Raw genomic sequence first — 21,490 nt, forward strand, 5'->3', positions numbered from 1 at the left:
TGGTCACAGGCAAACCATTACCGTGAGTTCCATGGGTGCCGCGACAGATCCTCCAGCGCGGGCCTTCAGAGGAGGGAGATGTCCAATGCGATTTAACATCAACGGAACGGCAGTGGAGGTCGAGGCAGACATCCGCACCTCGCTGCTTGATCTCATGCGCAACTATCTGGGATTTACCGGCACCAAGAAAGGGTGTGATCAAGGCGCATGCGGCGCATGCACCGTACTGGTGGATGGCGAGCGCATCAATTCCTGTCTCGCGCTCGCGGTCCAGTATCAGGGCCGTAACATCACAACGGTCGAGGGCCTCGCCGCAAACGGCAACCTTCATCCCCTGCAAAAAGCCTTCATAGAGCATGACGGCTTTCAATGCGGCTATTGCACACCCGGCCAACTCTGTTCCGCCGTCGGCATGGCGGGAGAAATTGAACGAAACATTCCGAGCGTCGTCACCGCCGATCTTTCGAGCGACAGCATCGCCGTCGACGACACCGAGATTCGCGAACGCATGAGCGGCAATCTCTGTCGCTGCGGAGCCTATAACGGCATCGTTGAAGCCATATCTGAAACGCTGGTGCAGCAGACGGCGGTCCCAACCGATGAAAGGGCACGGGCATGAATATCTTCTCCTATCACCAGGCATCTGATGCTGGGTCGGCGATCGCGCTCAAACAGGCCGGGCCGGCGGCGAAATATCTGGGCGGCGGCACCAATCTTGTCGATCTCATGCGCGAGACGGTCGAAAGACCGGAAACGCTGATCGATGTCACGCGGCTATCGAGCAGCATCGAACAGCGCACCGATGGCAGCCTGCTGATCGGAGCGGGGGTGAAGAACACGGCGCTCGCGGCCCATGGCGCGGTGCGGACCCAATTCCCGGTTCTCTCCCGGGCCATCCTGGCAGGAGCAAGCGCGCAGATTCGAAACGTCGCGACGGTCGGAGGCAATATCCTCCAACGCACCCGGTGTCGGTATTTCTATGACAATGCCGCCCATTGCAACAAGCGTGAACCGAGTTCGGGCTGCGACGCGCTGGAAGGTTTCAACCGCTACCACGCAATCCTTGGGGCATCTCAAAGCTGCATCGCGACCCATCCTTCCGACATGTGCGTTGCGCTCGTCACACTGGATGCAATGGTGCACCTTGAGGGGCCATCCGGCACGCGCAGCCTGCCGCTGCGCGATCTTCACCGTCTGCCGGGCGACACACCCCAGATAGAAACGGCACTTCATCCGGACGAGCTCATCACTGCCGTCGAAATCCCAGCGCTGCCTTTTGCAAAAAGATCCGCTTACCGAAAGGTCAGGGACCGTGCGAGTTACGCCTTCGCTCTCGTTTCCGTCGCCGCGGCGCTTGATGTCGATAGCGCAGGTAACGTGAACGACGTGAGGCTGGCGCTCGGCGGCGTCGCGCACAAGCCGTGGCGCGCTCTCACGGCTGAATCGCATCTTAAAGGCCAGCCGGCAAACGCGAAGAGTTTCCGCGCTGCGGCGGAGGCCGAACTCGCGGACGCTGTCGGTTTACGAGACAATGCTTTCAAGATCGAACTGGCAAAACGCACTATTGTCGCCGTTCTGGAAGAACTGAAGGGAGAAAACGCATGAGCGCTGATACCCACACGCTGCCGGAAGCGGGCAGACAAGGTCGCTGGCAACCTGCCGTTACGAAAGATCCGCTGCTGCGCAAACATGGCGCCCTCGGGCAATCCATATCGCGCATCGAAGGTCCCATGAAGGTTCAGGGCAGGACGCGATTTGCGGCGGAATTTCCCTATGACAACATCAGCTATGCGGCGCTCGCTTTCAGCACCATTGCCCGCGGTCGCATCTCCGAGCTGAATGTGAGTGCAGCGGAGGCCGCGCCCGGCGTCATTCTCGTCATGACCTACAGAAACGCACCGAGGATGAAGGCGCCGTCGCTGATGATGTCGTCTCCGACAGCTGCCGGGGCGAGCAATCTTCCCGTCATGCAAAACGACGAAATCCACTGGAACGGTCAGCCGATCGCTCTGGTTCTGGCCGAAACGCAGGAACAGGCGGATTACGCTGCATCGTTGGTCACGGCAAAGTATGAACTGCTGCCGGCGGTCACGTCCTTCGATGAAGCCAAGAAATCGCCCAGGCAACTCGAAAACCTGCTTGGTCAGCCTCCATTTGTTGAAATCGGCGACGCGGAAGCCGCGCTTGCAAATTCGCAGGTGAAGGTCGATCTCATCTACAGAACACCACGCCACAATCACAATGCCATAGAACTGCATGCAGCAACGATCGTCTGGAACGATGATGAGCTGCGCGTTCATGACGCGAGCCAGCTGCTAGACCTTACCACAGGCCAGCTCGCGGATATATTCGGGCTCGATATCAGCAAGGTCCATGTAACCTCGCCCTATGTCGGCGGTGGCTTCGGTGGGAAATGTTTCTGGGATCATCAGATCCTGGCTTGCGCGGCAGCCAAACTTGCGGGGCGCCCCGTGCGCATCATGCTGTCGCGGGAAGGTGTCTTCAGGATCATCGGCGGTCGCACCGTAACCGAACAGCGCGTGGCCTTGGGTGCCAGGACCGATGGAACACTTAATGCGTTGATCCACACTGGAACCGCGGCGATGACGACGCACAATTCCTGTCCGGAACAATTCACCTTTCCGGCCCGCCATCTCTATGGCGCCAGAACGTTCCGCATCGGTCAGGATGTCGCCGATCTGGACATGTTGGCAAATACTTTCATGCGTGCGCCGGGCGAGTCCGTCGGGACTTTCGCACTTGAATGTGCACTGGATGAACTCGCGGAGAAATTGGAACTGGATCCCATCGAGCTGCGCCGGCGGATCGAGCCGGAAAAGGACCCGACGACCGGCAAGCCGTTCTCGTCGCGCTATCTCATCGAGGCTTACGACAAGGGCGCAGAGCAATTCGGCTGGGATAAAAGGAGCTGGACACCACGTCAAAGACGTGAAGGCGAATGGCTTATCGGCATGGGATGCGCCACCGCGACCTATCCTTACCATCGCTTTCCCGGCGGCGCGGCCCGGATCAAGCTGACAGCAGACGGCCATGTCACCGTGTCGACGGCCGTCCACGACATGGGTATGGGCACCGCCACGGCTCAGGTGCAGCACCTGGCGGCACGACTGGGCCTGCCGCTCGAGCATGTCACGTTCGAGTATGGCGACAGCAGACTGCCGAGAGGCGTGATCGCCGGAGGCTCCACTCAGACCGCCTCCATAGGCGGGGCAATCATTGCCGCAACCGAGGTCTTCATGGAAGAGTTGATCAAGCTTGCCGGGAATGATTCGCCCCTTGCGGGGCTGTCGCTTCCTGAAGTCGAGGCAAGAGATGGTGGGCTATCGCATGTGAACGATAGCAGCCGGTTTGAGAGCTACCAATCGATCCTCCAGAGGGCGGGTCGAGAAGAGCTCGTCTGCGAGGCAGAGGCACCAGCGCCAGCCGAAATGGAAGCTTTTTCAATGCATTCCTATGGTGCGCAGTTCTGCGAGGTGCGCGTCAGCACACTCACCGGCGAGACGCGCGTCTCCCGCTTCCTGGGTTCCTTCGACGCCGGGCAGATCCTCAATCCCAAAATGGCGACCAGCCAGTTCAAAGGCGGCATCATAATGGGCATCGGGCTTGCCCTGACCGAAGAAACCTATTTCGATGAGCGGACTGGACGCATCGTGAACGCCTCCCTGGCGGATTATCATGTGCCGGTGCAAATGGACGTACCGCCTATTGAAATCCTCTACACCAACAAGCCCGACCCGCAGGCGCCGATGGGCGCACGTGGCATCGGTGAAATCGGTATAACAGGGGTTGGCGCAGCCGTTGCAAACGCAGTCTATAACGCAACGGGTATTCGTGTTCGCGATCTGCCCGTCACCCTGGACAAGCTGATGGCCGGTCTCGACTGACGCGTTCGACAACATCAACGCCCTCAGCATTTCCGCCGCGGTCCAAACCGCTCGCCGCCGACACGGAGCGCTAAAATTCGAGGTCGAGCTTGGACCTCGACCCCGCCTGCAAGCGACAGCAATGTCGGTAAACGGTCCACAAAATCTGTCTGCCTGGATGGGCAGTAAGCCCTGCCCATCGGCAAAGAGCGCAGAGACCACCGGCATTACCCTTCGCCTATGGTTTTTGCGGTTTGCATACCGTCGAGTTGGCCGCTCTGGCGGCCTCCTTAGCGCTCCGGGCATGACCTACGGCATTCGTTTGTTCCTGCGCGGATCACGCGGCAGTCATAGCGAGAGGTTAGCCGTTGTTGGCTGCGCTGAGGACGGCCTTGACCGAAGCCGTGGCGATGTCATCGTCGATGCCGATCCCGAAAACCGTGACGCCATCACGAGTGCGGCATTCCAGGTAGGCGACCGCTTGGGAATTCGCGCCGCGTTTCAGAGAATGTTCGTGATAGTCGAGGACTTCCAACGTCACCCCACAGCCCTCCTCCAGCGCCGAGACCGCACTGGAGATCAGGCCATTCCCACGGCCTGTGATCGCAATCACACGACCTCTGTGACGGATGCGCCCGACAAAAACGCGTTCCTTCCCGGCGCTCCGACGGCTTTCATCCTGATAATCAACCAGTTCAAACGGCTGCGGCCCGGTTAGATGGTAAGCATCTTCGAAGATCGACCAGATCATAGCGGCCGTGATTTCCCTGCCGGTGCTCTCAGCGAACTCCTGCACACGGCGGCTGAGATCGATCTGAAGGGAGCGCGGCAGTTTCAAACCCTTGTCCTGTTCAATCACCCAGGCAATACCTCCTTTGCCGGACTGGCTGTTGACGCGGATGACTGCCTCGTATGTCTCGCCTATGTCCGCCGGATCAACTGGCAGATAGGGCATTTCCCAGATACCGTCATTGCGTTTTCTGTGGGCCGCGAACCCTTTCCGGATCGCGTCCTGGTGCGAGCCCGAGAAGGCCGTGTGCACCAGTTCGCCGGCATAGGGATGGCGCGGGTGCACCGGCAGTCCGTTGCAATGCTCAACGGTATTCACAACATCGCGGATCGCGGGAAAATAGAGTTTTGGATCGATCCCTTGGGTGTAGAAATTCATCGCCAGCGTCACCAGGTCCACATTGCCGGTCCGCTCGCCATTCCCGAACAGGCATCCCTCGACACGGTCGGCCCCGGCAAGTAACGCCTGCTCGGCCGCCGCCACGGCCGTTCCCCTATCATTGTGAGGATGCACGCTGATAACCACCGCATCACGGCGCGAGATGTTGCGGCCGAACCACTCGATCTGGTCTGCATAAACGTTGGGTGTCGCGACTTCGACCGTTGCCGGCAGGTTGAGGATCGCTGGACGTTCGGAGGTCGGCTGCCAAACGTCCAACACCCGTTCACAAATCTCAAGCGCAAAATCAGGCTCGGTGAAGCAGAAGGTTTCGGGCGAATACTGAAAGGTCCAGTGGGTGTCGAGTCGCTTCAGGCTTTCCTCCAGCATCGCCGTGACGCCGGTGACGGCCAGATCGATGATCTGATGCCGCTCCATGCCGAAGACCACGCGGCGGAACAGCGGAGCCGTTGCGTTATAGAGGTGAACGATCGCCCGGCGCGTGCCCTCAAGCGCTTCGAAGGTGCGGACAATAAGATCTTTACGGGATTGGGTAAGCACCTGAATCGTTACGTCGTCGGGAATCCGATCTTCTTCGATCAGCGCACGGACAAAGTCGAATTCGGTCTGTGACGCCGATGGAAAGGCGATCTCAATTTCCTTGAAGCCTACGGCGAGCAGCATGTCGTAAAAGCGTAGCTTGCGTTCCACATCCATCGGATCGGCAAGCGCTTGATTGCCGTCGCGCAGATCGGTGGACAACCAGCGGGGCGCTTTCGTGAGCCGGTTGGACGGCCACTTGCGATCTTGCAGCTCGATGGGAGAGACGAAAGGGCGGTATTTGATTTCAGGATTGGTCAACATGGCGCGATCCGTTGCGATGCGTTTTGTGAAGGATTCGACACGGCCATTACGATCGCCGGGAAGCCGTCAGGCCCGGCGATCGCCGGTAAGTCGCAGCACAACGCAAACCATCAAACAGGCAAACGCTGGGGCCGCGTGTCCAACGGCCACGCCGAGCGCCGCAGGATACGGCTCTTCGATGCAGTCAATAAGGCGGTTGCGGTCGGTCACCTGGCGAAAACTCTCTGCTGTTAGATGGCCTACCGTAGTTAGCGCGAAGCTGATATTCTAACGCCGGATGATCATCGATCGTCGCAAAAGGATCAGTTTTGAAAAGCGGCATAAACATTACCAACGAGATCGCCGTCATCACCCACGACGAAAACCGCTTTTCGGGGCCGAGGCACAGTCACGAAGAGGCTCAGCTTCTATATGCCGTCAGCGGGGTTGTATCGATCAGGACGGATCGGGGCACCTGGGTCGTTCCGCCAAGCCGGGCGGTCTGGCTACCGCCCAAGCTGGCGCACGAAACGTCGAGCCATGCAGGCGTGCAGTTCCGGTCACTTCTGATTGACACAAGCGAAATAGGGGGGCTTCCCGACGAATGCCTTGTGGTGACGATCACCCCTCTTTTGCGGGAATTGATTCTGAAACTTGCCGAGCTTGCTGAGAAGCCACAAAGTCGGGAGCAAGCGGACGCCGTCGTCAGGCTGCTTCTGATGGAACTTTCCTTTCAGCCAGCGCAGCCGCTCAACCTGCCGATACCGAAGCATTCCGGCTTGGCGCAAATGTGCGAGCAGTTCCGTACCAATTTGGCGGAAAATCTCTCCATCGAAGATGCCGCGACCAGGCTTCACATGAGCAGAGCCACCTTTATGCGGACATTCAGGCGTGAAACCGGCATGAGTTTCGGGCAATGGCGCCAACAGGCCCGGATGCTCGATGCCTTGACGATGCTGGCAGAAGGCAGAAGCGTCCTCGATGTCGCCCTTGAGTGTGGCTACAATAGCCCAAGCGCCTTTTCTGCCGTGTTTCGCCGATCACTCGGGTGCCCGCCCAGCACTTATTTTTAAGCCAGCCCGGATTCTGGTCATCACCTCGTTTAGCGCATCGACTGCGCGTTTACATGCCAGACGATCAAGCCTCCGCAATTCAGTTGCAGTCAATCCCGCATGAGGTTGAATTCGGCTTGTCGCGCTGATCCGTCCACCCCTGTGCAAACCGCATCGCCACCGCCAGTCAACAACTTGAACGCCGTAACGGGTCCGCCAAGCCCGCGAGGTTAAACCGACAGACCGAACGGTTGCTGAGCGACGAGATGCACGACTTTCGCTACCCGCGGAATCCAGCCATTGATCACGTCCATAGGATATTGCAGGTTCCAGCAGCGCCTCGTCACAGAGGCTCATGGGAAGCCCGCAAACCATGGGAGGAAGACTGTGTCCAACAGAGACGACAATGATCGGCCGCCCAAAGAACGCCCCGTCGGGCCCCGTGTTTTCGTTATCCTGCTTGCCGCAGGGCGTTCCAGTCGCATGGGAGAGACAGGTGCATCCAAGTTGCTTGCGGAATTTGACGGCGTTGCTCTCGTACGACGTTCTGCGCAGGTCGCGCTCGGGTCGACTGCCGACAGTGTGGTCGTGGTAACGGGGCACCGCCGGCTTGAAATCGAAGCTGCGCTTGATGGCCTGGGAGTCGAGTGTCTCGAAAACCTGCTATACGGCCGCGGCATGGCGACGTCGATTGCGGCGGGGGTCTCATACTGCCATGCTCGGGGAGCGGATGCAGTTCTGGTCCAGCTTGCCGACATGCCGGGCTTGGCAAGCGGCGATCTCGATCGGCTCATTGCGGCTTTTCGAACGACCGATGGTGAAGCGGTTGTACGTGCGACGGGAAACGGGAAGCCGGGGAATCCCGTAATACTTCCTAAATCGCTGTTTGAGGCCGTCACCCACCTCGAAGGCGATGTTGGGGCTCGTCGGATCATAGAAACATCCGGCCTACCCATCATTTATGTGGAGATCGGAGAAGGTGCGTTGCTCGACGTAGACACGCCCGATGCGATACACGCCGCGGGCGGAACGCTGAAAGGTTAGTCCCAGCGCCATCGTCGGTCAGCGTAGCAAGACCCGTCGCTCGTTGTTCATCAGTGCAATGTCAGGGACCCTTACGAAGCCCTGTAGATTGAAGATCTCGCCTTCTCCCATTTATAGTTCTTCATATAGTCGAGGAACGCACGCATCGCCGCGCTCGGAAGGCGGCGGCTGGGATAATACAGGAACCAGTGGGGCAGGGTCGGGCTCCAGTCGGGGAGTAACTCCACCAGTCGACCATCCTGAAGGTAGGGCTTGGCGTAGTCATCAAAGACATGGGCGATACCTCTTCCCGCAAGTGCTGCCTGTAGTTCATTGTGCGCCGAACTGACCGTCAGGCGGCCGGTTGGGGTGACTTCAATTTCCTCGTCGCCCTCGGCAAATCGCCAGGTGACCAGCGTGCCGCCGGGAAAGCGGCGTTTGACACAGTCATGACTGACAAGTTCGTGCGGCGTCTGTGGTTGCCCGCACCTCTCGATGTAATCAGGAGAAGCAACGATTGCATAACGAAGTGCAGGACCAAGCGGCAGAGCGATCATATCCTGCGCCAGTTGCTTGCCGAACCTGACACCGGCATCGAAACCCTGTTCCACGATGTCTATGACGGCCGCGTCGCTGATAATTTCGATCTTCACCTCGCGGTATACCTCCATAAAATCGAAGACCAGTGGGCAGAGGAAGTGATCGACTGCAGGCGCAGGCGCGTTGATCCTGAGGGTCCCCGACGGGCTATCGCGTAATTCATCGACCTCTGCGATGGCGAGCCTGATGTCGCTCAACGCAGGTGCAAGACGCTCGAGAAGACGCTGCCCTGCCTCGGTCGGAGACACGCTCCTCGTTGTTCGATTAAGAAGCCGGATGCCCAGAGCTTCCTCCAGAGCATTCATCGTTTGGCTCAAGGCCGATGAAGAAACCCCCCGTTCAAATGCCGCGGCTCGGAAGCCGCCGCAGCGCACGATGGCGACAAACACGTCGAAGCTGTCTAGCCGAACAGGGTCCATTGCTAAGTTTTTCTAATCAAGTTGATAAAGTTAATGCAGGTTATCAGATCAATGGCGCCATGTCATGGTTCCCTGAGTTAAGGCCTGCGCTCTGGTGCACCTCTGCCCCATTTGAGGGGCAAACCGAGGCAGTGCGCTCAATGAAAGAGGAAAGAAAGATGAACGCCTTCACTCTGAACAGACGTGCTATCATGCTGTCCGCGGTTGCAGGCGCGTCAAGCATGATCCTCCCAAGCCTGGGCGGCCCGGGCAACGCCCGCGCCCAGACAGCTTCAGCGGCGGCCGGCAATGCCGGTCATTATCGCTTTCGGGTGGGAGAGATCAGCGCAACCGTCTTGAGCGATGGGGTGATTGGTGGTCCGCCACGCATTTACGCCAGTGATGCCCCGGAGGCCGAGCTTCAGGATGTGCTGCGACAGGCATTTCTGCCGACCGACCACATGACACTCAATCTCAACACGCTGCTGATCGAAACCGGTGGCCGGCGGATTCTGATCGAAGCCGGCGCTGGCAAGACCATGGGTCCGAACGGTGGCCGCATCTTCGATAACCTCGCGGCAATCGGTCTCGATGCCGCTGACATTGATGTGATCGTCATCTCGCATACCCACCCGGATCATGTCGGCAACTTAAGAACTGCAGACGGTGGCAAGGCCTTCCCTCGTGCCACAGTCTTTGTCCCGAGGGCGGATTGGGACTTCTTTGTCCGTACCGATCCGGACCTATCCTACATGCCTGTCCCGGAGGATTTCCGGACACGATTTGCGGCAAACATCAAGAATAGCCTCGAACCCTTCAGGAACGATGTTGAACTATATGAGGCCGGCACCGAGATTGCGCCGGGTCTGGCGACGATCGTCGCGTCTGGCCACACACCCGGCATGGCGACCTTCCTAGTTCATTCCGGAAATGACCAGCTGCTGCTGACGGCAGACCTTGCCTATCACCCTGTCGTCAACGTCGACAGGCCTTGGGTACCAGGCCCCGACCGCGATAAGGAAACAGCCCTTTCCTCCCGTCGTCGCATATTTGACAGGGCGGCCGCCGAGCGTATGCCGGTTCTTGGCTTTCATTATCCTTTCCCCGGTCTTGGCCGGATGCTGAAGACCGATGGCGGCTATGCCTGGGTCCCCGCCAACTGGCAGTTTTGACGTCAACAACAATCGAGCAGGAAATCTCCCATGGATCAGTCAAAGATCAATCGTCGCGGCTTTCTCGGCACGGTGGGTGCGGCGGCAACCGGACTTGCACTCGCCAGCAGCACTACCGCGCAGGCTCAAGGCACGAACGTGTCGTCGGCCGCATCTGCCTCGAACCCGGAGGTGCTGACCCGGACCTTGCCTCGCACCGGGGAACGGGTCACAGCCCTCGGTCTCGGCACCTTTCTGACATTTGATCTAAAGCCCGGGGATCGCCGCGATGCCCTGCGACAGGTCTTTGAGCGATACGTCGCCGCAGGCGGTCGCGTGGTCGACACATCGCCTCTCTACGGCTCGGCGGAGGTCAGCGTCGGTCAGTTCATGGGCGAATTTGAGGGATCGGATGAGATGTTCCTCGCCAACAAGGTCTGGTCGACAGGAGAATATCTCGGAGACGAAAGCCATTCCGTTGAAAGCTTTCGGCAGTCACGCATGCGGACATGGCGTGACACGATCAACCTGATGCAATGCCACAGCATCACCAATGCGCCGGTCGTTATTCCGCTGATGAAGGCATGGAAGAAGGAAGGTCTTATACGGCATGTCGGCGTGACCCATCACGAGTCGGCGGCACAGGACCAGCTGCTGGCGATTGTTCAACGCGACGATGTCGATTTCATTCAGACGAACTACTCGATCTTCAATCGCGATGCGGAGCGACGCCTCCTTCCAGCCGCCGCCGACAAGGGCGTTGGCGTCCTCATTAATCTACCGCTGGAAAAGGCACGTTTGATGAAGGTCGTCGAGGGGCAACCGCTTCCCGGATTCGCAACCGAGTTTGGAGCGACCAGCTGGGCGCAGTTCTTTCTGAAATGGGTCATGGCACACCCCGCCGTTACGAGCGTGCTCTGCGGTACGTCAAACCCTGACCATATGAGTGACAATGTCCAGGCGATGACAGGCCCGCTTCCGGACGAGCGCATGCGTGCCCGGATGGTCGCGCATATGGAAACAATTTCCGGGTTCGGCTCCATCGGCACGATGCCATGGTACCCGGGCAAGGAGAATATGTATTCCGGCCTCATCCGCGAGGCGCAGGCCAATGCGGCGCAGCGCCTGCGGTAAAATACGCGGCCAGCTCGCCTTAGAGTATTTCGCCTCACCCTGTATTCTCGAGATAGTTTTTGGCATTCGGCGGGCCGGATGGTTTCGACCAGCCTGCCGATATATCGCTTGCGCTTGAGTTAGGATGCCCCAAAAGACCGTAAAAGAGTCACCTAAAGGCTGCCACGACGGGCACAACGCGAGCTGCTGGCTCTGCCATGGCGCGGGCGGTTTGTCGAAGCGCTGCAGAGGTAACGGAGCCGGCCGCCTCCAGGTGGAACTGCGAGACGAGCTCCCGCAGCTTTCTCGCCTCGGTCGCGAGCGCAGCGGATGCCGCCGTTGACTGCTCGACCATCGCCGCGTTCTGCTGCGTCGTCTGGTCCATCGTATTGACCGCCCCATTGACTTCGGAAAGACCGGTCGACTGTTCCCGGGCCGCCGTCGCGATGGCTTCCATATGCCGGTTGATGCCGGAGATGCGCTCACCGATTTCCTTGAGTGCCACACCAGTCTCGCGCACAAGCTTCACGCCGCCGTCGACCTCGGCGGTGGAGGTATTGATCAATGTCTTGATCTCCTTTGCCGCCGTCGCGGAACGTTGCGCCAGCTCGCGCACCTCCTGTGCAACGACCGCAAAACCCTTGCCGGCGTCGCCGGCCCGGGCAGCTTCCACGCCGGCATTGAGCGCAAGGAGATTCGTCTGGAAGGCGATCTCATCGATCACGCCGATAATATTGGAAATCTGCTGCGCGGAATTCTCGATGCGCTGCATGGCTTCCTCAGCCTGGCTGACCACAGCAGCCGAGCGGGAGGCGCTCTGATCGGCCTCCGTCGCCGCCCCGCGTGCCTCCTCTGTCCGTCTGCTGGCATTGGTCACATTGGCGGTGATCTCATCTAGGGCAGCAGCAGTTTCCTCCAGCGAGGCAGCCTGCTGCTCCGTTCGACGCGAGAGGTCGCTGGCACCGGATGCGATCTCCCGCGTGCCGTTGTCGATGACCGTAATGCTCTCGGAAATCGCGCTCAGCGTCCTACCCAGTTGCTTCAGTGACGTGTTGAAGTCATGCCTGAGGGCTTCGAAATCCGGAGCGAAAGGCTCATCGAGCTGGAAGGAAAGGTCACCGGAGGACAGTCTTTTGAGACCATTGGCAAGACCGGATACCGCCACCTGCAGCCGTTCTGCGGCATCGGCCTCAGCCTGCTGCTGCGCCTCGAGCCTGTCAGCTTCGGCTTGCCCACGTGCACGCTCCGCATCCTCCTCCAGCTGCCTGTTGACGATTGCCGCCTTGCGGAAGACCTCCACAGCCGCCGCCATCGTCCCGATCTCGTCTTTCCGTCCGGTACCCGCGCAGGTGATGTTGGTCTCACCCTCAGCCAGCCTTGTCATGTCGGCAGAGAGCGCGAGGATGGGTTTGCTCACGGTGCGGCGGAACAGGACAAAGAGCAAGATCGAAAACAATCCTGCCAGACCGAGAAGAGCTTGCAGCACATCCTGCATGGCAGCGGCTGTCTGGGCGCTTTCGGCGGAGATAGATTCCGACACTTGCTCTATCTGGTCGCCTGTCTCCTCCATGGCGGTTTCCAAGGCTGAGAACTGCTTCATAAAATCGGGCAATGCCGCCAGGGCGACGATCGGATTCTTTTCTGCCGTACCGACGATCTTGTTCGCACTATCAATGTAGGCGAGCAAGGGTTTCTCGACCCCGGCGAGTACCGTCTGGGTGGCCGCATCCGTTGCAAGCGCTTTGTTGGCGGCAATCATTTTGAGAAATGACGCAACGTGTTCTGAAAGATCGGCCTTGACGCTGTCGAATGCGACGCCGGCCGCTGGATTGGAAGCAAGGAGAGACGCAAACACATCTGCGCGCAGGGCGTCATGCATCATGTCCGCCTGCATATGGTTGCGAAGGACCTGAGCCGATCGGGTTACGTTTTCAGAGTTGTGCGTCAGCGTCGATGCCGACCATATCCCCACCCCGGCGGTGCCCCCGGCTATTGCAAATATTGCCACGCCCGCAAAGATGATCTTCTGCTGAATGGATGCCATGACACTGTTCCCAAGTTCGGCCTTGGAAAATAATACGCCGTTATTCTTAATTATCTGTCACAACAATTATCTACGGTGTCTCCGAGAGATCTGATGTCTCGGATGGAACAATAACATTCGCGCTGTCCGATCTTTAATTAGAGCTGTCGGCGCAAATATTCTATGGACTGCGCGTGATACAAACCTTCACTCAAAATTCTACCGGCAATGTGAAAGCCGGCCGCCTTTAAACTTCGATCGTGGAAAAGAAGAGCCCTTTCAAAGCCGCGATTTTGGCCACTGGGCCAGTTGCGTGGTTCCGACGGGGTGCCGACTTGTCTCGGCTTACTTTTAAGGGCCTTGGTTGCTTCGTTTCGCATCTCAAAAAATGACTGCCGCTCCAAGAGGCTCACGCCATTTCAGGTCAGTCTCTTCGCTCGCGATCAGTCGACGATGTTGTTTAATCGCTTCGCGAAACGAACAGGCCATGGAACTTTTGGTTGCTAAAATACTTACTGATACGTTTTCCTGTGCCTCGATCGCTGCATTTGGTAGCACAGACCGCTTAGCCGTCATGTTTTGGTAACCACGATCTTCCTGAAGGGGATTTTTGCAGGGCATTCCCTAGACAATTTGCTCGTCATGCGCGTAGCTCTAGCCCGGCCGGTTTGTACGCTTGATTACACATCTTGAGAGGATGTCGAATGTCGTTCGTTGCCGAAATTTTCCGCCAATCCCCTGAAATCGCGCTCTTTTTATCCCTGGCTTTTGGCTATTGGATCGGAAAGGTCCAGTTCGGCAGGTTTCAGCTCGGAGGCGTCGCGGGCTCCCTTCTCGTAGCGGTCGTGCTAAGCCAGGTGGGAGTTCAAATCGACAATGGGATCAAATCCGTTCTCTTTGCCCTCTTCATATACGCGGTCGGTTTTGAAAGCGGGCCGCAGTTTTTCCGCTCCTTGGGAAAACAATCTATACGAGAGATCGTCTTGGCTGCGGTTCTTGCGATCAGCGGTCTTGCCACCGTGGTCGTGCTCGCAAAGTTGACAGGCCTTGATAAGGGCATCGCCGCGGGGATTGCCGCCGGGGGACTGACACAATCGGCCATTATCGGAACGGCGAGCTCCGCTATTGAAAAACTTGGCCTTGCCGCCGATGAGACGCAGAGGCTCCAGGCGAACGTCGCGATCGGTTACGCGGTCACCTACATATTTGGTTCTTTTGGAGCAATCATCGTCTGCGTGAATATTCTTCCCTGGTTCATGAAACGGGGGATACGGGATGACGCCGTGAAAGCGGAAGCAGAGATGCTCAAGGGCGCCCGAGTATATGGCGTCGGTGAAGCACCTGCCCTTCCGGACCTCGTCGGACGGATATTCAGGGTCGAGGGTGCGGCTGGGAAAAGCATTGCCGAATTGGAAGCACTGTCCACAAAAGGGCCCATCACGATCGAACGCGTGAAACGCGGCAGCGCTCTGGTTGGCGTTGAACCCGAGCTTCGTCTGCAGAACGGTGATCTCGTGCTGATAGTCGGACGTCGTGCGGGCGTCGTCGGTCTTGAAAACCTGATCGGCAGGGAGGTGGCCGCGGCGGAAGGCCTGGAACTCGTGGTCACAACGCGCGACATCGTCGTAAAAGACAGGGACTTCGCCGACCAAACCGTCGCCCGGATATTGGAGCGAAGCAAAGACCTGCGCCATGGGATCTACGTGATCCAGGTAACTCGGGCCGGTGTGAAACTGGAATTGACCAACGATACCGTTATACGTGCCGGCGACATAGTGACCGTGCACGGAGTACAGGAGGATTTACAGCGCCTCTCGAACAGAGTTGGCAGCGTCATAACTCCCAGTGACAAGACAGACTTCGTATACCACGGGTTTGGTGTGGCCGTCGGCCTGCTGGTTGGTCTTCTCGTGTTGAGGATCGGTTCAGTCCCGCTGACGCTTGGCGCGGGCGGCGGGGCTTTGCTCGCCGGTCTCGTATTTGGCTGGTATCGCAGCCGCAATATGACGCTTGGCAACATGCCAACACCCGCATCAACTCTCCTGAGAGATCTCGGTTTGGCAGGGTTCGTGGCCGTGGTCGGCCTACAGTCAGGTCAACAAGCGGTACATACCGTCGCCGAAAGTGGTCTTTCGATATTTGCAATAGGCGTCGTCGTCACGGTGCTCCCGCTGTTGATAACAATGCTCGTCGGTCGCTACCTTCTGAAGTACGACAACGTCGCGGTTTTCGCTGGTGCTCTGAGTGGATCTCGAAGCGCCAATCCCGCCTTCGGAGAAATCCTCGATAAAGCCGGAAACTCCATTCCCACGACCCCTTTTGCCATAACGTATGCACTTGCCAACGTTTTCCTGACGTTGCTGGGCCCACTCGTGGTGGCACTCGTTTAACAGACAGGAGAGAGAAGTATGAACGATTACAGTCAGTTCGCAAAACTCAGCCCCTTCGAACTCAAAGACGAGCTCATCAAACTGGCGTCCACGAAAAAAGAAAAACAAATGCTGAACGCGGGACGCGGTAACCCGAATTTTCTGGCAACCCTGCCCCGGCGAGGCTTTTTCAGGCTCGGCCTATTCGCTGTTGCGGAATCAGAGCTCTCATACTCCTACATGGAGCAGCACCTAGGTGGCTTACCGCGCATAGAAGGCATCGAAGCGCGATTCGAACGCTTCGTCTCAGACAATCGAGACCAGGAAGGCGTCGTATTTCTTGGTCGCGCCATAAGTTACGTGCGTGACCAGCTCGGACTTTCCGCTTCCGATTTCCTCCACGAGATGGTGGAAGGCATATTGGGCTGCAACTATCCTGTTCCGCCGCGCATGCTGCGTGTCAGTGAACAGATTGTCCGTCAGTATTTAGCGAAAGAGATGATCGGCGGGCAAATATCGCCCCAGGACATAGACGTTTTTGCTACTGAGGGCGGAACGGCAGCAATGACGTATGTTTTTGACACGCTGCAGAAAAACCGTCTGATCAAAAAATCGGACAAGGTGGCTATCGGTATGCCTGTGTTCACGCCGTATATCGAGATTCCACAACTGGACGCATACGGGCTTGAAGAGGTTTCGATCAGTGCGGACCCAGAGGCTGGCTGGCAATATCCGGACTCCGAACTCGAAAAACTTAAAGACCCCTCGATCAAGATCTTTTTCTGCATCAACCCAAGCAACCCTCCATCGGTAAAGCTCGATCAACGGAGCCTGGAAAAGATCGCCGACATCGTCGACAATCATCGGCAAGACTTGATGATACTAACCGACGACGTCTACGGGACTTTCGCGGACGACTTCAAATCGCTGTTCTCCGTCTGCCCAAAAAACACGATCCTGGTCTACTCTTACTCGAAATACTTCGGAGCTACGGGTTGGCGGCTGGGAACCATCGCATTAAGACGGGACAACGTGATCGATCAAGCGATCAGGAACTTGCCGGAGGAAGACAAAGCGTCGCTCGACAGGCGGTATTCATCGATTGTCACAGACGTTTCGGCATTGAGGTTTATCGACCGCTTGGTTGCTGACAGCCGTACCGTGGCGCTCAATCACACCGCAGGGCTCTCAACGCCTCAGCAGGTCCAAACGGTGCTGTTTTCGTTATTCGCGCTTATGGACGAAAACGACAACTACAAGAAAACACTGAAGCGACTTATCCGGCGTAGACAGGCAGCCCTGTATGCTGAGCTCGGCCTGGACACTCCCGACGACGAAAATTCGGTCGATTATTATACCTTGCTGGATCTTGAGAAGATTTCCCGCCGGCTTTTTGGCGACGAGTTCGCAGCATGGGTCAGACACGAATTTTCGCCGAACGAGTTGCTGTTCAGAATTGCCGATGAGACCGGAATCGTTTTGCTGCCGGGACGCGGCTTTGGAACCCAGCACCCTTCTGGTCGGGCGTCGCTTGCCAACCTCAACGAGTACGAGTACGCGGCGATTGGCCGATCGCTCCGTAAGATGGCTGACGAGTACTACGCGAAATTCCAGCAAACGCATCGATAACGCGCTTCCTGCCATCGTCCAGATGGCGGGACGCCTCAGTCGCCGACCACCCTGATGATCAAGAGAGTATAAGAGTGCTCTCGCAGATCCTCATGGTGGACAACGTCTATGTCGTGCCAATCGTGATCATGAACAGGTTCATAGGCACGCCGCCAAACTGAATCTTAACCTCACAGCATTGACACGCCATAAGGAGAGTGAATTGCACGGCACACGATCCTCGCAAATTTGTCCGCGCCTCCTGGAATGCCGCCGTGACCGATTTCGGCAATGTATGGGTTCTGAAACCCATTGTAATCAGACGACGTCGCTTCCGTTCCGGCAACACCATTATGAGCCGAACTGCGAATGGTGACTTGGATGTCACGTCGCAAGCTGTTATGTTCTTGTTTCGTTTCTCCCAGCCAACTTGGTTGCAATGGACCTCACCACCGCCTCAGCCGTCAGAAAAATCATCCATGTCGACATGGATGCCTTCTACGCTTCGGTTGAGCAGCGCGACAATCCTGAACTGCGTGGCAAACCCCTCGCTGTTGGCGGAGCGGCTGCCCGTGGCGTCGTTGCAGCAGCAAGTTACGAGGCACGGGAATTTGGGGTGCGCTCGGCAATGCCGTCGGTCACGGCGGCTCGAAAATGCGCGGATTTGATCTTCGTGAAACCACGATTTGAAGTCTACCGCGCCGTCTCACAGCAGATACGCGAGATTTTTGCGGAATATACGCCGCTCATTGAACCTCTGTCGCTCGACGAGGCCTATCTCGACGTCACCGAAAATCTCAAGGATATGCCAATTGCCACTGAAATCGCTCTGGAAATCCGCGCCCGGATCAAGGCGGTGACCGGGCTGAATGCTTCGGCCGGCATCTCCTATAACAAGTTCCTGGCCAAAATGGCGTCCGATCTGAACAAGCCGAACGGTCAGGCGGTGATTACGCCGAAGAACGGTCCGGCCTTTGTCGAACAGCTCGCAGTCAAGAAATTCCATGGCGTCGGCCCGGCTACGGCGGAAAAGATGCACCGGCTTGGTATCGAGACCGGAGCGGATCTGAAAGCAAAATCCTTGCCTTTTCTGGTTGAGCATTTCGGGAAGTCCGGTCCGTATTTCTATGGCATTGCCCGGGGCATCGATGAGCGGCAGGTCAGACCGGACCGCGTGCGTAAGTCGGTCGGCGCGGAAGATACATTTACCGCGGACATCGATGACCTCGAGCTCGCAACCAGGGAACTCCGGCCACTTGCGAAAAAGGTTTGGTCCTATTGCGAGGCCAAGGGTTTCAGCGGCAAGACGGTGACCGTGAAAATCAAATATTCCGACTTCACCCAGGCGACGCGGAGCAGGACAACTGCCATCCCCTATTCGAACGCAGAAGACATTCTAGACGCGGCCAATACCCTGTTGGCCGGTGTCTATCCATTCAAACGGCCGGTCCGGCTCCTTGGGGTAACGCTGTCGTCGCTCACCAATGACAAAGAGGCTGAATACGAGGACCAATCGCAGCTGGGCCTGGGTTTTTGATCAGAAGAATGTGCTTCGGGGCCTGAGTTGATTTAGGCGACGGGCGCGTCAGCTGGGTCGGCTTGATCGCGTCGCTGCCTCCGCAGGCAAAGCGAGGAAAGAGCAGTATCCGAGAGTCCTCGGAGCGGCGACCCTGATCGATCGCCCCCGGAGCGCCGAGGCGGCCGCTGATGGCGACCGGACGCCGGGCGGTCGTCACCACGCCACTGATGTTCATCAGCCTTCCGATGATGTCGCGAACGTCGCGACGAGCAGCAGCTTTGAAGATCCAAAAACATCGATTGGTTCGGATTAAATGTTGCAATTCCAACATTAATATTGTTGGATTTGCCAATCATGATCAAAACGGGCGCGATAAATGTTGTATCATACAGATTTTCTTTCCAGGTTGGGACAAGGCCTCAAGGACCTCTCGCCAGTATGGGGCGTCTCGCCGGATGCAACCCTGACGCTCCTGACGATTTCCGAGAACGCGACCTTCCGTATCGCTGACGAGACCACTGGAAGCGATCTGATCGTGCGTGTGCATCGCCCTGACTACCATACCCAAGCGGAGATACTGTCCGAGCTCGCATGGATTGATGCGCTACGGCAAGATGGGGTGGTTGTTACGCCGCGGCCAGTCACGGCAAACGACGGCAGCCTCCTTCAAGTCTTCTCGGACGGCGAAACCATGCGCCATGCTGTCGCTTTCGAATATATGGCGGGCAAGGAGCCAGATGCTGAGTCCGACCTCGTCCACTGGTACAGGACACTCGGGGAGATCAATGCGAAACTGCACGCCCACAGCCGCAGATGGACGCGACCGGAGAACTTCGTCCGCAAGACATGGAGCTTCAACCGGATTCTGGGGGACGGTGCCTATTGGGGTGACTGGCGTGACGCCGTCGGACTGACGCTCGGCGGCAAGTCCGTTTTAGAGAGAACGCACAAGCTGCTCGAAGCCCAGACCTCCGCCTACGGCTATGGTGAGGACCGCTTCGGCCTCGTTCATTGCGACATGCGCGCCGCCAACCTTCTGGTCGATAATGGCAGACTGGGAGTGATCGATTTCGATGATTGCGGTCTGTCCTGGTACGCCTACGATTTTGCAGCCTCGATCAGCTTCATGGAACATGAGCCTTTCATCCCCGATCTCAAAGCCGCCTGGCTCGAAGGTTATCGGCGCGTCACCGCTCTTGATGAGCAACATGAGGCGGCCCTGCCGATGTTCATCATGCTTCGCCGCATGCAACTCACCGCGTGGATCGCTTCCCATGCTGAAACGCCGACGGCCCAATCCATGGGCACAGGCTATACCGATGGCACCGTGGCGCTCGCGGAGCGCTATCTGGCCGAACACCGTTGAGGAGAGCCGATGAGCGTCGCCACCAAGGAAATTCTAGATCTCAACCGTTTTGATGCAAGCCGTGCCGAGGGCTTCCCGGCTGAACTTGCGCAGCGCGTCGCCAAGCGCCAGGCAACGTTTGGAGCGTCATCCGTGCTCTTTTACGAGCAGCCGATCGAGATGGTGCGTGCACAGGGCGCCTACCTGTATGACGCCGGCGGACGCAGATATCTCGACGTCTACAACAATGTACCGTCGGTCGGCCACTGCCATCCGCGGGTGGTCGAGGCCGTTGCGCGCCAGATTGGCGAACTCAACATCCACACGCGCTACCTCAGCCGCGTCGTCGAGTCCTATAGCGAAGAGCTTCTGTCAAAATTCCCGGCGGCGCTCAGCAATGTGGTTCTGACCTGCACCGGCAGCGAAAGCAATGATCTTGCCATGCGCATCGCCCGCATCGGAACTGGCGCCGAAGGTTTCGTCGTCACCGAAGCAGCCTATCACGGAAATACTGCGCTTGTGACCGAGATTTCCCCCTCGTCCCTGCGCAAGCGCAAGCCCGCACCCTTTGTGGCGGTCATTCCGGCGCCGGCGCCCCGTGACGGCATGAGCGTTGCTGCAAGCTTTGCCGCATCTGTGGAACAGGCGATTAACGAACTCAAATCGCGCGGCATCAAGTTCGCCGCCTTGATCGTTGATACGATCTTCTCAAGCGACGGTATCTACGCCGATCCTGCCGGCTTTCTCAGGGAGGCGACAGATGTGGTGCACCGTGCTGGCGGCCTGTTGATCGCCGATGAGGTCCAGCCGGGTTTTGGCCGGACGGGAGGCAGTCTTTGGGGCTTCGAGCGCCACGGCGTGACGCCCGATATCGTCACGATGGGCAAGCCAATGGGGAACGGTTTCCCGATGGGTGGCGTCGTAACGCGACCTGACTTACTCCAGAGATTTTGCGAGGAAACCGGATACTTCAATACTTTCGGCGGCAATCCCGTGGCGGCCGCCGCTGGCCATGCCGTGCTCAGGGTGATCGAGGAAGAAAATCTGATCGAACGTTCGGCAGCTGTCGGTGGTCATTTCCAGCAATCGCTCCAGGCTTTACAAACCCGACATCCGGTCATCGGCGGCGTGCGGGGGGCCGGCCTCTTTATCGGCCTCGACTTTGTCGACCCCGCCACGGGGGAGCCGGACACGGCGTTCGCAACGACAGTGATCAATAAATTGAAACAAAACGGTATCCTGATCGGGGCAGCAGGCAAGTATGGCGCAACGCTGAAGATCCGCCCGCCACTGTGTTTTTCGAGTGAGGATGCCGATCTTTTTTCGGCTACGCTGGACAGCACCCTGAACGCGCGTTGAGCCGCCTGAAATCTTTCAGGTACACCGGGCGACGA

General features: G+C 58.0%; 15 protein-coding genes. 12 read left to right on the forward strand and 3 right to left on the reverse strand.

Annotated features, from left to right (window positions below; all coding sequences use genetic code 11):
* The first annotated feature begins 85 nt into the window (after positions 1-85).
* From K7A42_RS25645 to K7A42_RS25655, 3 genes are read left to right on the forward strand one after another with little or no spacing between them, the layout of a single operon-like run.
* Positions 86-619, forward strand: coding sequence for a 2Fe-2S iron-sulfur cluster-binding protein (locus tag K7A42_RS25645; RefSeq protein WP_113381447.1), 534 nt, complete (start codon positions 86-88; stop codon positions 617-619).
* Positions 616-1,605, forward strand: coding sequence for an FAD binding domain-containing protein (locus K7A42_RS25650; RefSeq protein WP_282456119.1), 990 nt, complete (start codon positions 616-618; stop codon positions 1,603-1,605). Before K7A42_RS25645 ends, K7A42_RS25650 begins: the two co-directional genes overlap by 4 nt.
* Positions 1,602-3,905, forward strand: a complete 2,304-nt coding sequence (locus K7A42_RS25655; RefSeq protein ID WP_282456120.1) for a xanthine dehydrogenase family protein molybdopterin-binding subunit — start codon at positions 1,602-1,604, stop codon at positions 3,903-3,905. Before K7A42_RS25650 ends, K7A42_RS25655 begins: the two co-directional genes overlap by 4 nt.
* A gap of 340 nt (positions 3,906-4,245) precedes the next feature.
* On the opposite strand, the gene leuA is transcribed toward K7A42_RS25655, so the two are convergent.
* The gene (leuA, locus tag K7A42_RS25660) at positions 4,246-5,916 is read right to left on the reverse strand and encodes a 2-isopropylmalate synthase (protein ID WP_282456121.1); all 1,671 of its coding nucleotides are present in this window, start codon (positions 5,914-5,916) and stop codon (positions 4,246-4,248) included.
* A 308-nt stretch (positions 5,917-6,224) separates the two neighbouring features.
* Here leuA and K7A42_RS25665 point away from each other — a divergent pair, with 308 nt between their 5' ends.
* Positions 6,225-6,968: an AraC family transcriptional regulator gene (locus tag K7A42_RS25665; protein WP_035208665.1), complete on the forward strand. Its 744-nt coding sequence runs from the start codon at positions 6,225-6,227 to the stop codon at positions 6,966-6,968.
* 366 nt (positions 6,969-7,334) lie between these two features.
* Positions 7,335-7,991: a nucleotidyltransferase family protein gene (locus tag K7A42_RS25670; RefSeq protein ID WP_282456122.1), complete on the forward strand. Its 657-nt coding sequence runs from the start codon at positions 7,335-7,337 to the stop codon at positions 7,989-7,991.
* A 71-nt stretch (positions 7,992-8,062) separates the two neighbouring features.
* Here the strand turns inward: K7A42_RS25670 and K7A42_RS25675 are convergent, their stop codons facing one another.
* Positions 8,063-8,989 carry a LysR family transcriptional regulator gene (locus K7A42_RS25675; RefSeq protein WP_022563132.1) on the reverse strand — a complete coding sequence of 309 codons (927 nt, stop codon included), beginning with the start codon at positions 8,987-8,989 and terminating at the stop codon, positions 8,063-8,065.
* A gap of 158 nt (positions 8,990-9,147) precedes the next feature.
* Here K7A42_RS25675 and K7A42_RS25680 point away from each other — a divergent pair, with 158 nt between their 5' ends.
* A complete protein-coding gene (locus K7A42_RS25680) occupies positions 9,148-10,140 on the forward strand; it encodes an MBL fold metallo-hydrolase (RefSeq protein ID WP_282456123.1) in 993 nt (330 codons plus the stop codon).
* A 30-nt stretch (positions 10,141-10,170) separates the two neighbouring features.
* Positions 10,171-11,253 carry an aldo/keto reductase gene (locus K7A42_RS25685; RefSeq protein ID WP_282456124.1) on the forward strand — a complete coding sequence of 361 codons (1,083 nt, stop codon included), beginning with the start codon at positions 10,171-10,173 and terminating at the stop codon, positions 11,251-11,253.
* Positions 11,254-11,401: 148 nt separating this feature from the next.
* Here K7A42_RS25685 and K7A42_RS25690 read toward each other — a convergent pair whose 3' ends face one another.
* Complete coding sequence (locus K7A42_RS25690; RefSeq protein WP_282456125.1) at positions 11,402-13,276, reverse strand: methyl-accepting chemotaxis protein; 1,875 nt, start codon at positions 13,274-13,276, stop codon at positions 11,402-11,404.
* 683 nt (positions 13,277-13,959) lie between these two features.
* Here K7A42_RS25690 and aspT point away from each other — a divergent pair.
* From aspT to K7A42_RS25715, 5 genes are all read left to right on the forward strand, one after another.
* The gene (gene aspT, locus K7A42_RS25695; RefSeq protein WP_282456126.1) at positions 13,960-15,645 is read left to right on the forward strand and encodes an aspartate-alanine antiporter; all 1,686 of its coding nucleotides are present in this window, start codon (positions 13,960-13,962) and stop codon (positions 15,643-15,645) included.
* Between the two features lie 18 nt (positions 15,646-15,663).
* Positions 15,664-17,253 (forward strand): bifunctional aspartate transaminase/aspartate 4-decarboxylase, encoded by a 1,590-nt coding sequence (locus K7A42_RS25700; protein ID WP_282456127.1) that lies wholly within the window; start codon positions 15,664-15,666, stop codon positions 17,251-17,253.
* Between the two features lie 418 nt (positions 17,254-17,671).
* Positions 17,672-18,769 (forward strand): DNA polymerase IV, encoded by a 1,098-nt coding sequence (dinB, locus tag K7A42_RS25705; protein ID WP_282456128.1) that lies wholly within the window; start codon positions 17,672-17,674, stop codon positions 18,767-18,769.
* Between the two features lie 358 nt (positions 18,770-19,127).
* A complete protein-coding gene (locus K7A42_RS25710) occupies positions 19,128-20,117 on the forward strand; it encodes a phosphotransferase enzyme family protein (protein WP_282456129.1) in 990 nt (329 codons plus the stop codon).
* Between the two features lie 9 nt (positions 20,118-20,126).
* Positions 20,127-21,455: an aspartate aminotransferase family protein gene (locus K7A42_RS25715; RefSeq protein ID WP_282456130.1), complete on the forward strand. Its 1,329-nt coding sequence runs from the start codon at positions 20,127-20,129 to the stop codon at positions 21,453-21,455.
* Positions 21,456-21,490: the final 35 nt, after the last annotated feature.

This window comes from Agrobacterium sp. InxBP2, from assembly GCF_026191755.1.
In the GTDB taxonomy this organism is placed as follows: Bacteria; Pseudomonadota; Alphaproteobacteria; order Rhizobiales; family Rhizobiaceae; genus Agrobacterium; species Agrobacterium pusense.

Excerpts from the sequence above, each read along its gene's own strand:
- K7A42_RS25645 (WP_113381447.1), top strand. The coding sequence starts at position 86 with ATGCGATTTAACATCAACGGAACGGCAGTGGAGGTCGAGGCAGACATC.
- K7A42_RS25650 (WP_282456119.1), top strand. The coding sequence starts at position 616 with ATGAATATCTTCTCCTATCACCAGGCATCTGATGCTGGGTCGGCGATC.
- K7A42_RS25655 (WP_282456120.1), top strand. The coding sequence starts at position 1,602 with ATGAGCGCTGATACCCACACGCTGCCGGAAGCGGGCAGACAAGGTCGC.
- leuA (WP_282456121.1), bottom strand. The coding sequence starts at position 5,916 with ATGTTGACCAATCCTGAAATCAAATACCGCCCTTTCGTCTCTCCCATC.
- K7A42_RS25675 (WP_022563132.1), bottom strand. The coding sequence starts at position 8,989 with ATGGACCCTGTTCGGCTAGACAGCTTCGACGTGTTTGTCGCCATCGTG.
- K7A42_RS25680 (WP_282456123.1), top strand. The coding sequence starts at position 9,148 with ATGAACGCCTTCACTCTGAACAGACGTGCTATCATGCTGTCCGCGGTT.
- K7A42_RS25685 (WP_282456124.1), top strand. The coding sequence starts at position 10,171 with ATGGATCAGTCAAAGATCAATCGTCGCGGCTTTCTCGGCACGGTGGGT.
- K7A42_RS25690 (WP_282456125.1), bottom strand. The coding sequence starts at position 13,276 with ATGGCATCCATTCAGCAGAAGATCATCTTTGCGGGCGTGGCAATATTT.
- aspT (WP_282456126.1), top strand. The coding sequence starts at position 13,960 with ATGTCGTTCGTTGCCGAAATTTTCCGCCAATCCCCTGAAATCGCGCTC.
- K7A42_RS25700 (WP_282456127.1), top strand. The coding sequence starts at position 15,664 with ATGAACGATTACAGTCAGTTCGCAAAACTCAGCCCCTTCGAACTCAAA.
- dinB (WP_282456128.1), top strand. The coding sequence starts at position 17,672 with ATGGACCTCACCACCGCCTCAGCCGTCAGAAAAATCATCCATGTCGAC.
- K7A42_RS25710 (WP_282456129.1), top strand. The coding sequence starts at position 19,128 with ATGTTGTATCATACAGATTTTCTTTCCAGGTTGGGACAAGGCCTCAAG.
- K7A42_RS25715 (WP_282456130.1), top strand. The coding sequence starts at position 20,127 with ATGAGCGTCGCCACCAAGGAAATTCTAGATCTCAACCGTTTTGATGCA.